General features: G+C 41.6%; 10 protein-coding genes. 3 read left to right on the top strand and 7 right to left on the bottom strand.

From position 1 onward, the window contains the following. Positions 1-88: 88 nt before the first annotated feature. The 6 genes from M1L62_RS10100 to prfB form a co-directional block, all read right to left on the bottom strand. The gene (locus M1L62_RS10100; protein ID WP_254412917.1) at positions 89-2,482 is read right to left on the bottom strand and encodes a T9SS type A sorting domain-containing protein; all 2,394 of its coding nucleotides are present in this window, start codon (positions 2,480-2,482) and stop codon (positions 89-91) included. Between the two features lie 158 nt (positions 2,483-2,640). Continuing rightward, a complete protein-coding gene (locus M1L62_RS10105; protein WP_254412918.1) occupies positions 2,641-4,923 on the bottom strand; it encodes a T9SS type A sorting domain-containing protein in 2,283 nt (760 codons plus the stop codon). A 524-nt stretch (positions 4,924-5,447) separates the two neighbouring features. Then, positions 5,448-6,284, bottom strand: a complete 837-nt coding sequence (locus M1L62_RS10110; protein WP_254412919.1) for an alpha/beta fold hydrolase — start codon at positions 6,282-6,284, stop codon at positions 5,448-5,450. Continuing rightward, positions 6,277-6,540 carry a type II toxin-antitoxin system RelE family toxin gene (locus tag M1L62_RS10115; protein WP_254412920.1) on the bottom strand — a complete coding sequence of 88 codons (264 nt, stop codon included), beginning with the start codon at positions 6,538-6,540 and terminating at the stop codon, positions 6,277-6,279. The genes M1L62_RS10110 and M1L62_RS10115 overlap by 8 nt, the downstream gene beginning before the upstream one ends. Beyond that, complete coding sequence (locus M1L62_RS10120) at positions 6,533-6,724, bottom strand: hypothetical protein (RefSeq protein ID WP_254412921.1); 192 nt, start codon at positions 6,722-6,724, stop codon at positions 6,533-6,535. Before M1L62_RS10120 ends, M1L62_RS10115 begins: the two co-directional genes overlap by 8 nt. Positions 6,725-6,810: 86 nt before the next feature. Then, positions 6,811-7,885, bottom strand: a protein-coding gene (prfB, locus tag M1L62_RS10125) for a peptide chain release factor 2 (protein WP_254412922.1) whose coding sequence is annotated in 2 segments (ribosomal slippage) — positions 6,811-7,824 and positions 7,826-7,885 — 1,074 coding nt in all. Because the reading frame shifts where the segments join, the coding sequence is not laid out codon by codon here. Between the two features lie 215 nt (positions 7,886-8,100). On the opposite strand from prfB, the gene lpdA reads away from it, so the two are divergent. From lpdA to M1L62_RS10140, 3 genes are all read left to right on the top strand, one after another. Then, on the top strand, positions 8,101-9,498 hold the full coding sequence (gene lpdA / locus M1L62_RS10130; protein WP_254412923.1) for a dihydrolipoyl dehydrogenase: 1,398 nt from the start codon (positions 8,101-8,103) through the stop codon (positions 9,496-9,498). Positions 9,499-9,690: 192 nt separating this feature from the next. Further along, a complete protein-coding gene (locus M1L62_RS10135; RefSeq protein WP_254412924.1) occupies positions 9,691-10,293 on the top strand; it encodes a DUF6036 family nucleotidyltransferase in 603 nt (200 codons plus the stop codon). 109 nt (positions 10,294-10,402) lie between these two features. Continuing rightward, a complete protein-coding gene (locus tag M1L62_RS10140) occupies positions 10,403-12,172 on the top strand; it encodes an ATP-binding protein (RefSeq protein WP_254412925.1) in 1,770 nt (589 codons plus the stop codon). A 64-nt stretch (positions 12,173-12,236) separates the two neighbouring features. Here M1L62_RS10140 and M1L62_RS10145 read toward each other — a convergent pair whose 3' ends face one another. Beyond that, positions 12,237-13,235 (bottom strand): polysaccharide deacetylase family protein, encoded by a 999-nt coding sequence (locus M1L62_RS10145; protein WP_254412926.1) that lies wholly within the window; start codon positions 13,233-13,235, stop codon positions 12,237-12,239. Between the last annotated feature and the right edge of the window lies 1 nt (position 13,236).

The following is a 13,236-nucleotide window of genomic DNA, read 5'->3' on the forward strand; positions in this document are numbered from 1 at the left end:
TTGCAAACTTTGCACGAAAAAATCTCAATTCGAATGGGATTTTTTCGTGCATAAAAAATTTAGGTAAAGCCCAACCTGAGTGATGCTATCATTTCACAAACACCTTATGTGTTTCTACCCGGCTGTCTGATAGTGTAATATTTACAAAATAAATCCCGGCAGGGAACTTCGATAAATCAATACCCTCATTCAAATCAGCATTATTGGCAACTAATACATGAATACCATTGCTATTTGTTAAATTAACTTTCAAAATACTAACACCTTTGGTTGTTTCAAAAAACAATCTGTCAGAAACCGGATTAGGATACATGACCGTTTGTACCACCGCCGACAATTTTATGCTTTCAATTCTGCTGTATGCAAAAGTACCGTCTGCATCGATCATTTTAAGGCGATAATAGTTCAAACCTGAAAAAGGCGTCTTATCTACGAACTGATAATGGGATAAGACGGTGCTTTCGCCATTTGCTTTGGTCTCACCAATCTTCTGCCAGTTAATAGCATCCAGGCTGTTTTCTATTTCAAAACGATCGCTGTTGATTTCCTCCGTAGTGCTCCATTGGAGCAATGCCGTTTCATTTTCCTTTTGGACAGAAAACTTAACCAATTTCACAGGAAGTGGATTGGATGCATCTGTACTGGCAATGGTGAAAGGGCTGAAACTGGTTACACCGCTGGCTGTGGAAACCGTGCCAACTGTTAAGGAACCCGAGGTTCCGCCGTTGCCTAAGTCCTCCCAGATCGAACCATTCCAGTGGGCTACACGGAGTTTGGATTGATCTGTAATATAGCCGGTTGGGAGGTTGTACCCAAATGAAGGTGTTACAGTTGCCACACCGTTGCTCTGTATATTCCAGTACCCATCACTTGAAACTTTTGCAAGTGATGATGCCTTGGAAGAAATGTTATATCCCTTAGTGGATGGATCGGCATTCACGTACTCGACGGAAAAACCGCCTTGCTGTCCCGGCGCTCCACTGATAGAAAGTGGAAATAGCTTAGTCCCTGAACCTACAGGGAAAGTAAAAGCATCATCACCTACTTTACTTACAATTATTCCTACAATATGGCTTTGATCACTCTGACCAGTACAAGTTGCACCATCAGCAAAAGCAACCGATCCAAACGGTCCATTTAACTCCCCCCATCTATCTATGTACCCTGAAACAAGGTTTAAACTATGGGTTATTAAAAGGCCATAATAACCCATTAATAATTTAGCTCCGTTTGTTTTTTGTATTTCAAGGTTACGAAAGGAATGACCGGTATTAGTGGTTAACCGACTGTCAGTACTACCATTAAAAATGATTTTACCACCACCTGTGGAATAATTTGTGTTGAGGGTAAGACTCTCACTATACTTAGAATTGTCAACATAGCCCAGATAAGTATAGCCACCAATGTAACTAACGTTGCCATTGTATTGAGATGGCCCTAAACTGCCGCGCCAATATAATGGTCGGGTAAGTGCTCCTTCAAAGATATTACCTTCATCATACTTCCTATCAAATACCGTTGTTCCGGTTATTACGTTGTTACTCAAATAAAGATCAGAATAGTAATCCCAATAGTCCATTGCAAGAGTAAGATTGGCCTCAACAGAATTTTCTAAAAAATACTTGTTAACATTTTTTCCACGAATACCCGTAACACTGAAATTTGTTAATTTGAGTTTATTGCCCCATGCCTCAAAAGTCAGCGGATACTGAACATTGATTTCTCCGCCATTTAAAGCAGTAACATGACGTATGTAAAATCCACCACCAGGGTTAGACGTCGGCTTTAAATCCGTTATATCCAGCCTACCTCCAATAGTGGTGGTAAATTTTGGATCAAAAGCGCAACCTACTGATGTTGAGCCGCCAACGTTATTAACATACTTTACGTTTCCTTTTACAGTTGCTCCGTTTGAAAAAATAAACGTCCTTCCGGGAACGGTGCGCTCTATTTCTACATTCCCTTCAAATAAAGACTTCTCACCAGCAAGGGAAAGATCTTCACTCTCTGAAACAATAAATTTTACGTTACCCGCAAAATGATTCGGGGCGGAGAACCCCTCTCTGAGATAAGAGCGAGAAGTAATCACGGTGTTACCATAAAAGGAGGTACCGGAAATTCCCGAACCATTATTACTTAAACCCAGATCAAAACGAATATCAGTTCCAGGCTTTGTATTAATAAGGATTGCTCTAAAGAGACTTAGGGAATTTGTAGCAATGGTAAAGCCTTTCGTGTCTAGCTGACCCCCGGTTTCAATCGATAAGTTTTTAATAGATACATCGTTAGCTAATGCCGGCCAGTATGTACTTGGTGTTTGTCCAATAATAACCCAACCGTTAATTGTCGGCACTGCATTAGAGCTCCAGTTACTAGGATTATTCCAGTCTGAACTCACACCTCCGGTCCAAAGCTGCGCCTTTGCAATCGAACTAATAGTCAGGAAAAGTAAAAACGAAAATTTTATAAATGTGTGTAACATATGAAAGGAGGTTAATGGTGGAATTAATTATTTGGATACGATCTGTTTTTTAAAGGGTGGTAACATGTGAAAAATGTTACCTTGTTGATAAACTTAGATGTTTTGGAAGATTTCAATTAGTTAATCTTCACTATAAAAGGTAATTATAGGGGTGCCTCCTACCTACTCACAAAAATCTTATGCGTTTCTATCTGGCCGTCAGAGAAACTGACATTTAAAAAGTAGATTCCGACTGGTAGTTTGGACAAATTGATGCCACTTTTTAAGCTACTGCCTTCGGTTAGCAATACACGGCGTCCAACGAGATTGATTATCTCTACCTTCGAGGTATTCATTCCATTTGCCGTGTTAATAAACAGCCTGTCAGCTACTGGATTGGGATATACTATCGTTTGGGTAAGTGATGAAAGTTTCAGGGTTTCAATTTTGCTGTATGCAAAGGAGCCATCCAGATCCACCATTTTTAGCCGGTAGTAATTTGATCCAGGAAACGGAGTTAAGTGTGTAAAGTGGTAGGAAAATAGTGATTTGCTCTCTTCCGCGGCACTTACCTCACTCAGTTTTTCCCACTTCCTGGCATCAGTGCTATGTTCAATTTCAAAGCGATCGCTGTTGATTTCCTCCGTAGTGCTCCATTGGAGCAATGCCGTTTCATTTTCCTTTTGGACAGAAAACTTAACCAGTTTCACAGGAAGTGGATTGGATGCATCCGTACTGGCAATGGTGAAAGGGCTGAAAGTGGTAACTCCGGTGGCTGTGGTAACTGTTCCTACTGTGAGCGAGCCCGAAGTTCCGCCATTGCCCAGGTCTTCCCAGATTGAACCATTCCAGTGTGCTACGCGAAGTTTGCTTTGGTTGGTGATGTAGCCGGCTGGGACGTTATATCCAAGCGAGACGGACACGTTGCTGCTGCCAGCTACGCGCTTTACATCCCAGAAACCTGAATTGTAAACATTAGTAATCGAACCCGCTTTTGAGCTTGTGTTATAGCCGTTGGATGTCGGTGAAGAAGCAATATATTCTGCGCTGAATTCGTCGGTAACACTTGAAGGAGCAGTTATTGTAACGGGCGTTAATTTTGTACCTGAACCGATGGGGAATGTGAAGGCCTCGTTACCGATTTTATGGACGGGGCCTATTACGTGGCTATTATTGCTCATGGAGTTAACAGAAGCATTTGCCAAGTAGATTAAAGGGCTCACACTGCTACTTTGAATATAACCGCTATTGAAAGTAATGTAACCTTTAGTAGTGCAGGCGCCGTCGAGAATCACACGCGCTCCATTCGTTTTAGCAATAATCATTTCGTCATTCCAAGTTTGGCTGTTTTTCAGAGTGCTATTTTGAGAGCCTACAAATGATATTTTATCACTATTATATACCATATAAGACGACTGCAATGTAAGATTTTGTGAGTATTCGTCTCGGATAGTTCGAGAAGTAACTCCAGTACAGATCAGCGTAACGTTACCAAGATGTTTGTTGCCTTCTAAGGTGCAATCATTATAAGCGATAGTCTTTTCTATACCGTCAAATGTATTAGCCATAAATGTTAAACTATTACCACTTATTTCGATCGCATCTGCTTTAATATTATTGCTGGTAATACGGCAATAAATATCACCAATATCGAGGGCTGCAAGTTTAAGATTACTTTGATCCAAGAATACTTCGGGAGAATTCTTGATACTTATTCTACCCCCAGCAGTGGTATTTGTAATTTTCCGTATAATTGCCACCGTTGATAGGAGGTCAATATTTATTGTTCCGCTTACATTAACAGGGAAAGTGCCTAATTCCATTCTTCCTCCGACCAGGTTAGTGTAGGTAAGATTGCCGTTTATTGTTGCTCCCCATATAAACATTCTAACCATTGTTGTGCCATTAATACACTCTACCTCGACATTGCCATCAAAAACGGATGCATTTTCGCTAAAAATGGACATACCTCCCGATGCGGTGGTCAGGAACTTGGTGTTACCAATAAAATGATTGGCACCCCCTACAAAGTTCTGTCCACTTCCAGTACTAAATTGCGTATTCCCATTGAAGGTCGAGCTATTGATGGTGTAGGTTAAAATTTCTTCAGTTACTTTCGAAAAATGAATCAAGGTACCGGGTTGCGAATTATTGACCGTAGCAGCTGTCATTTGCAAATCATTTACAGTAATGTTTACTCCCTTGGTATCGATTTGACTACCCGAATTAAAAACAAGTTTAGCTAATACAACATCAGCTGACATCACTGGCCAATTCGTTATTCCGGCACCAGGTATCGTAACATTATCTACACCGCCAGGTTTTCCCGCCGGACTCCAGTTCCCAGCAGTATTCCAATCCGTGCTTACCTGACCAGTCCAGGTATAATTAACAGCGTACGAACTAAAACCTATCAATAAAAACAAAAGTAAAAACGAAAATTTCGTAAATGTGTGTAACATGCGGAAGAATGTTAGTTGTGGAATTGATTATTTGGTTACAGCCTGTCTTTCAGAAAATTACCTACTGCTACCCGAAGCCATCATCTTAAAGGATATTCTGTGTTTATGAATACACTTGCAGTTGTAAGATTCCCGAGCAAGTAACATCCTTTTCTCAACTAGAATATTGAGACAGCAATTGACAGGATAGGTCACGGGATTACTAGTGATCCAGAACAAATAAGACCACAAATAAGATAGACAGTAATAGGCGAAAATGCCAAAGAGTGGCGTTCAGAAGAGGGTGTAACATGTTAATTTAAAAGATTATAGCGTGAATAGTTGCGGCAATCTACCACATTAAATTTAAATTAAAAACAGGTAACATCTATAAACTTAAAAATCCTCGTAAGAGCTACAATTTCGTATAAGGCAGTGTCGGGTGCAGAACTAACGGTTGTGTATAGTACGGATGGTATTTACCTGTTTTTGACTACTTCGGGAAGCAAGAAAAAAATGATCTTTGTAGTTTAAATCCATATTAGCTAATCAATAGCACCGGGTCTATCACTTTGTTCTACCAAATCCCGAATGATAACCGAAGCCTTATCAACCAGATTGGAATGTCCGGCGGGCAATAAATAGTATTGCTCCTTTGGAAGAAGTATTGACAATTTTTGGACATCTTTTGCTTTCAACAACTTATCATGTTTACCGATAAACAGATAGATCCTGGTGTCATTCCGTTTTTGATAGATAGACGAAATATCAAATTTCAGCATCCGGAAAGCCAGCCAGGAGCGGTAAATAGTTTCCTGCCTTTTGGGATCCGCCAGCATATATTGTGTAAAACGTATGAGGCTATTGTGGATAAGTCCCAGTTTTTGGAAGAAACCCGCAGATTTTATCAGGGTATCCGGATTTTTCAAAACCCGGTGAAACAACTTTCGGGTGGGCCAGAACCGCGAAGCGAGCGTGTAAAGCGGATGCTCAGAAACACCATCCGGCGCAATCAGGAATGCTTTATCGATTTGTTGAGAAAAGGCCTCTATTGTTGCCAGGGCAAATCTGCCACCCATACTGAACGCCACGATATCAAATCGATTAATGTTTTTTTGTTGTAAAAATTCAGAAATCAGACTTTTCCACAAGGGTTTAGTGACGATATCCTGATCTGAAAAATCATCATTTCCGTGAACTCCTTTGCTGTGTCCGTGAAAAAACAGGTCGAATGCATAAATAGTGTATTGGTCGCCTAGCAATTCTGCAAAGGATTCAAAACAGGTTAAGCCAGTTTGGCCAATGCCATGGAAGGCGAGAAGGATATTGGGGCCGTGGCCGAGTTGATGAGTGTACAGGATTTCTTTGCTGGAATCACTCATAAGCTTCCCTGCGATGTTTGACCCCGGAAATTTCTACAATTCGTATTAGATCGTCTATGGAATAAAGAACACGATAATTTCCAATTCTTATTCTGTAAATATTGTTTACAGACACTAATTTTTTACAACCTGGAGGACGAGGATTTTCGGACAGTGATTGAATTGCAGGAATTATTTTTTGTACTTCTGTTTTTTGAAGGTTACGAATTTCCTTTTGAGCGGAGTTTGTGATAATTAATTGATAAACTTTATGCATCGAATTTACCCTCAGCGGTTAACTGGTTTACAAACGTATCGAAAGGTATTGAATCCTCTGTTTTCCGTTCTTCAACTAATAACGCATCTAATAAGTCCTCGACAATTTGTCCGTGTTCTTCCAAAGAAATAATAAGGTCAGTTTTTTGACCTTTTTCATCGGTTATATATCGAATGCCAGTCATAGCTTTTTTTTATAAATATAAACAAAACCTCCAAACAAATCCAGTGATTGAATAATGTCTGGAGGTTTCCTTTAATTCAATATTTATTAATACTCCATCAAGTAAGCCTTAATAAAGTCATTAATCTCACCATTCAAAACGGCATCGGTGTTAGAAGTCTGATGATCCGTGCGGTGATCTTTTACGCGGCGGTCGTCCAGTACGTAACTGCGGATTTGAGAGCCCCATTCGATTTTACGTTTGGATGCTTCTACCTCTGCACGCGCTGCGTTACGTTTTTCAAGCTCGATCTGATAAAGACGTGATTTCAATAAACGGATCGCAACTTCTTTGTTCATCAGCTGTGAACGTTCCTGCTGACAGGCGATAATGATGCCCGAAGGTTTGTGATGCAGACGAACTGCCGTTTCTACCTTGTTCACATTTTGCCCTCCTGCACCACCGGAACGGTACGTATCCCAGGTAATATCGGCCAGGTTGACGTCAATTTCAATGTTATCGTCCGCCAATGGATATACATAAACCGAGGTAAACGATGTATGACGGCGGGCGTTGGAATCAAAAGGAGAAATGCGCACCAGACGGTGAACGCCATTTTCCGACTTCAAATTACCATAAGCATACTCACCGGAAATTTCCAATGTTACCGATTTTACACCAGCCACATCACCATCCTGCAAATCCACTTCGCGTACTTTGTAGCCATTTTTCTCAGCCCACATGATGTACATCCGCATGAGCATCGAAGCCCAGTCCTGCGACTCGGTACCACCGGCACCAGAGTTTATTTCAATAACGGCCGGAAGTTCGTCGCCCTCTTCGCCCATCATTTTACGGAATTCGATTTCGTCAAGCTTCGCTTCCAGCTTTTTGCCTTCTTCGTCTACCTCTTCTTCGGTAGCTTCGCTTGCGTCATAAAATTCCCAGATCGTATCCAGGTCATCGCGTAGTCTTGAAAGTTCCTCATACCCTGTGGTCCAGAATTTCAATCCACGAATTTCCTTCATTGTTTTCTCGGCACGTTCCGAATCACTCCAGAATTCCGGCTGAGAAGTTTGTTGTTCAAGGTCGTCTAGCTGTTTTTTTCGGTTAGCGTAGTCAAAGATACCTCCCCAAAGCCTCTACACGGGCCTTCAAGTCTTTCAATTGATCAAGTGTCATTGAATTTTTTGAATTTATAGTTGAAAAAATTTGAAATTTTGCGGCTCCAAATGTGAATCACTATTATTGCCGGTAATACAAAGGTATAACAATTCGCGATTAGTGTCAGTTTCACATAAATACGTAGCAGTTTACATGTAGGGTTTCCGGCAAATCGTCGTACCTTTGCATGAAATTTTTGTCAACCCATTTCTTTCAAATAAAAATACTAGAAAATGGCTCAAACGTATGACGTGATTGTCGTTGGTAGCGGTCCTGGCGGATATCCGGCAGCTATCCGTGCTTCGCAATTAGGATTGAAAGTAGCAATTGTAGAAAAAGAACTTTTAGGTGGAATTTGCCTTAACTGGGGCTGTATTCCAACCAAAGCCCTTCTTAAAAGTGCGCAGGTATTTGAATACATTAAACATGCGAAAGACTACGGGATCAACGTAGGCGAATCTTCTGCTGATTTCGGAGGCGTGATCAAACGTAGCCGTGGTGTTGCAGACAGCATGAGCAAAGGAGTTGCCTTTTTGATGAAGAAGAATAAGATCGACGTCATCATGGGAGCTGGTAAAGTAAAAGGTGTAAAAACAGTTGAAGTTACTGATAAGGACGGCAAGAAAACTGATTACACAGCTGGCAAAGGAGTTATCATCGCAACGGGTGCCCGTGCGCGTGAATTGCCAAATATCAAAATCGACGGTCAGAAAGTAATTGAATACCGTAAAGCAATGAGCCTTGAAAAGCAGCCAAAAAGCCTTTTGGTTGTAGGTTCTGGTGCAATCGGAATGGAATTTGCTTATGTGTATGCAACAATGGGTACGAAAGTTACTGTTGTTGAATTCCTTCCAAACCTGGTTCCTGTTGAAGACGAAGACGTTTCAAAAGAAATTGCAAAGCAATACAAAAAGCTGGGCGTCGATACCTATGTTAACTCTTCAGTGGAGAAGGTGGATACAAGCGGAAGCGGCTGTGTTGTTTCTGTAAAAACACCAACAGGAGATAAAACTTTTGAAGTAGACGTGGTGCTTTCAGCAGCTGGTATTGTTTCAAACATCGAAAATATCGGTTTAGAAGAAACAGGTATCAAAACAGATAAAGGTAAAATTGCTGTTAACGAATGGTACGAAACCAACGTTCCGGGTTTCTATGCAATCGGTGACTGTACGCCTGGCCCGGCTTTGGCACACGTTGCTACGGCTGAGGGGATTATCTGCGCAGAGAAAATCGCAGGCCACAAAACGGAAGCTTTGGATTATGGAAACATTCCGGGTTGTACGTATTGCCAGCCTGAAATCGCTTCTGTTGGTTTCACTGAAAAGAAAGCCAAAGAAGCTGGTTACGATATCAAAGTGGGTAAATTCCCGTTCAAAGCATCTGGTAAAGCTACGGCTGCCGGGGCTACGGATGGTTTCGTAAAAGTTATTTTTGATGCCAAATATGGCGAGTTCCTTGGAGCCCACATGATTGGTACCAACGTAACAGAAATGATCGCTGAGGTTGTAGTAGCCCGTAAACTGGAAACTACCGCGCATGAAATCATGCGTTCTATTCACCCGCACCCAACCATGTCAGAAGCTTTGAAAGGAGCAACTGAGGCTGCTTACGGTGAAGCAATCGATTTGTAGGATTTAGCAGTTGGCTTTTAGCGATTAGCTTTTGGTCATAACGAATATAAAACCCTGGTAGACTTTGGTCTGCCGGGGTTTTTGTTTTCAGAGGCTTATTGGATCATTCAGACTTATACGAAAATGTATATTACCTTATACATTTTCGTATATATTCATTGTAACTTTATGTCATAACCAGCTCTTAAAAACATGTCTAATAGTGACTTCCATACAAAATCGCAGTATTTAGAAAATATAGAATCTTTCAGTCGACTGAACCGACTGGCAGGAAAGTTATATCGTTCGAATCCGCTTAATAAAAAGGCACTTTGTATGGATATCAGTAGTGAGGATGTACAGCAGTTGTTGAAAAGTCTAAACCGTTTTGAGGTAAAATATCTCCTTATTGGTGGAATGGCAGGAGTTGTTCATGGACATATCCGCACGACGCAGGATATGGATTTATGGATAAAAAGCGGAGAGGAAAATACCAACGCACTGATCCATGCTTTATCTGAAAACGAGGTTGTTGGCAGTAATTTACTGTTAAATATGCCACTTATTTTCGGTTATACCTCGGTTCGTTTTGGAATGTCAGGGTTTGAACTGGATTTGGGACATTCTTTAAAAGCATTTGGTGAAACTGATTTTGATGCGTGTTACAATCGGGCTTTACAGGCAGACCTGGATGGCATTCCGTTTCCGGTCATTCAGCTCGGTGATCTGATTACAGAGAAAAGGGCAACCGGGAGAAATAAGGATTTGGCTGATGTGGAGGAATTGCAGCGTATCTGGGAAAGTCGGCAGATTTAACCTGTACAGATTTAACCACCTTATCTAAAGGAATTCTGATATCGAGGGAGACACAGAATTGTTTTAATTGTATATTGGAACACTCAACGATAAAAGGTGAAAATTCAGTTTGGATAAGGTAGTATATTCAAGTCGTTTTAATGACATTTGGAAGGCGGAGCACGATATTAAATCTCAGTGGGGAAATCGGGCTTTTTGCATTGCTCATATCATTGGCTACCCGGCAACTTCTCTTCTTTATTACCTGAACAACAATCCGCTCTTTTCGAAAATCCTTCAGATACAGCTTTTAGGAAGCGCAGTAATGATCGCCTTAATGGTTTTTCATTTTCTAAATAAGCTTTCAAGCCAGCGCGTTGCGTTTTACACGTTTTTGACCGTCATCATTTTTCACGCCTGGATTCTGGCGACGATACCCCATGCGTCGTATGACAGGGCCAGTTTTAACATGACGCTGGCATTGATATTTATCACAATCGTTTTGCGCTGGCCTGCCAGGGAATCGATTATTTGTACAATTCTTGTCTTTTTGCTTTTTCCATCAGCTCTTTACTGGCTTCAACCGGAGGCACTGGGACAGTTTATAAAAGAGGGCGGTTTTTTTCTTTTTCTGGGACAATTATTGTTCCCGTTTATCATGCATATCAAGTATACCAGCGATAAGCGGGCGTTTTATTATCAGTATACACTTCGGGAAAAGAATGAATTGTTAGAAAAACATATCCTCATTACAGAAGAAGCAACCCGCGCCAAAACAGATTTTCTTTCCATGATGAGTCACGAAATCCGCACGCCTTTGAATGGTATTGTAGGTATCGTGCATTTATTGCTGAAAGAGGAATTACGGAGTGATTTTCAGAAAGAAATGATACAGACGCTGCTTTTTTCATCCAATCATTTGATGACGGTCGTCAACGACATTATGGATTTTAACAAAATCAATTCCAACCATGTCAAGCTGGATTCAAGCCCCTTTGACCCGGTTCTGTTATTCAGGAATCTTGAAAAGACCTTTATTCCAAAAGCCAGAGAGAAACGTCTCGAACTGATTTTTGATATTGAAAATTCGTTGCCGCCTCAGTTACTGGGCGATCAGGGAAGATTAAATCAGGTGATCACGAATCTGATTCACAACGCCATTAAATTTACGGATAAGGGCTCGGTAACCTTAAAGGTGAGTGAGCTAACGAGGAATGAACAAGAAATTGGACTTTATTTTAAAATAAGCGATACAGGAATTGGCATCCCTGCCGATAAACAAGATTCGATTTTCGAGCTGTTCACGCAGGCGCATACCTCCGGTGACCGGCAATACGGTGGCTCTGGCTTGGGGCTCGCGATTACGAAGGAAATTTTGAGACTTTTTGAAAGTGAAATTAATCTCCATAGTACTGCGGATAAAGGCTCGGAGTTCTCGTTCGAAATTAATTTTTCCTATTCCAGTCAGCCGTTAAATAACGGGAAACAGATTGTTGAAGCAAAGCAGGCCTCATATCCGGATGCAAAAGTACTGGTGGTTGATGACAACTACACCAATTTGCTATTGGCTACGACACTGCTCAAACGTAAGAATATCAGTTTTGAAACCGCAGAAAACGGCCAGGAAGCATTGGATAAATTCAAGGCCTCGGAAGACTACGATCTCGTGCTGATGGATCTCCGAATGCCGGTTATGGACGGTTTTGAATCTACGATCCTGATGCGGGCAGAAGGTTATACCGTCCCCATCGTAGCGCTGACCGCTTCCACTTTTGAAGATGAAAAAGAGAGAGCGCTGTCAAACGGTTTCACAGGGTATCTGGTAAAGCCATTTTTACCGGTGGACTTTTATGAAATGGTTTATTTCCACCTGGATAAAAAGGCTGTTGAAAATGAATAAGTTGTTAAAGACCTGATATACCATGCCGAAACGCAGAAAGCCGTGATCCGGCACAGTATAATTACTATTTGATTTTCTGACGGCGCTGCATGGCTTCTCTCCATGTTGTCAGGACAATGCCTTCTTTCTCAATATATTTTCTAAGTTCGGGATCAATCATGGCCAGAAAATCCCCTTCACGGGTCGGGTATGAGTCCGAAATTTTCGGGAATACCTCCGTATGGATCGTACAGTGCATGATCACCATGGTCAGGCCTGGTTTGATGTTTTTGATGGCGTTGATATACTTTTCTGTCTTATATTTTTGAAGTGCTTTCTCAGACTTATCGCCGGACTCAGGGCCTTTCCATCCATAACTGGAATTTTCAAGATCGTCCAAAACGGGTAAACCGGCATTCCAGAGTTGTTTTCCTACCATTTGTGTCATCGCAAGCTGATCTGCAATTATTTTTTCCTGTTGCTGCACCACCGTGTTATGCCCTCCGGGAAACATCACCGGGATTTTTTCTTCCATCCCGACCTTTAAATAACGCTGTAAAAATTCAGGTGTGGCGAAAAGCGTTCCCATGTGCGAATCCAGGTGCGTTGGCGTAAAACCCATGGTTCTGGCACGGTCCAGCTGTGCCCTGATTTCCTTTTCAACTTCATCGGGCGAGGCATTTTTTACTACATCGGAAACGCCTCTCCACATGGCTCCTTCGGAGTCAACCAAACCTTTGACCTGATTTTTCCCTGCCAGGGGCCCCCAGCGATAATCTTTCCACTCCGAGGTTAATGTCAAATGAAGCCCCGCGTCTATGTCAGGATTTTCTTTCAGATAATGTACAAAACCCGGTACCCAGCCACAGGGCATCATCACACTTAAAGAATTGGCAACCCCTTCTTTAATCGCCCTGATCGCACCCTGGTTGGATTCATAGGACATGCCGACATCATCCACATGGATGATCAATACTTTTTTGCCCTTCGGGTAACCCAGTTTTTCGGCGTACGTAGGCTCGCCAGTTTGTGCCCGGATCGTGAAGGAAATCAGCAATATTAAGAATAGTAACGACTGCTTCATA

The sequence above is a fragment of the Dyadobacter diqingensis genome, assembly GCF_024220585.1.
Classification (GTDB): Bacteria; Bacteroidota; Bacteroidia; order Cytophagales; family Spirosomataceae; genus Dyadobacter; species Dyadobacter diqingensis.

What these genes read in the sequence shown, in the direction of transcription:
- M1L62_RS10100 (WP_254412917.1), bottom strand. Translation starts at nt 2,482, where the DNA reads ATGTTACACACATTTATAAAATTTTCGTTTTTACTTTTCCTGACTATT.
- M1L62_RS10105 (WP_254412918.1), bottom strand. Translation starts at nt 4,923, where the DNA reads ATGTTACACACATTTACGAAATTTTCGTTTTTACTTTTGTTTTTATTG.
- M1L62_RS10110 (WP_254412919.1), bottom strand. Translation starts at nt 6,284, where the DNA reads ATGAGTGATTCCAGCAAAGAAATCCTGTACACTCATCAACTCGGCCAC.
- M1L62_RS10115 (WP_254412920.1), bottom strand. Translation starts at nt 6,540, where the DNA reads ATGCATAAAGTTTATCAATTAATTATCACAAACTCCGCTCAAAAGGAA.
- M1L62_RS10120 (WP_254412921.1), bottom strand. Translation starts at nt 6,724, where the DNA reads ATGACTGGCATTCGATATATAACCGATGAAAAAGGTCAAAAAACTGAC.
- lpdA (WP_254412923.1), top strand. Translation starts at nt 8,101, where the DNA reads ATGGCTCAAACGTATGACGTGATTGTCGTTGGTAGCGGTCCTGGCGGA.
- M1L62_RS10135 (WP_254412924.1), top strand. Translation starts at nt 9,691, where the DNA reads ATGTCTAATAGTGACTTCCATACAAAATCGCAGTATTTAGAAAATATA.
- M1L62_RS10145 (WP_254412926.1), bottom strand. Translation starts at nt 13,235, where the DNA reads ATGAAGCAGTCGTTACTATTCTTAATATTGCTGATTTCCTTCACGATC.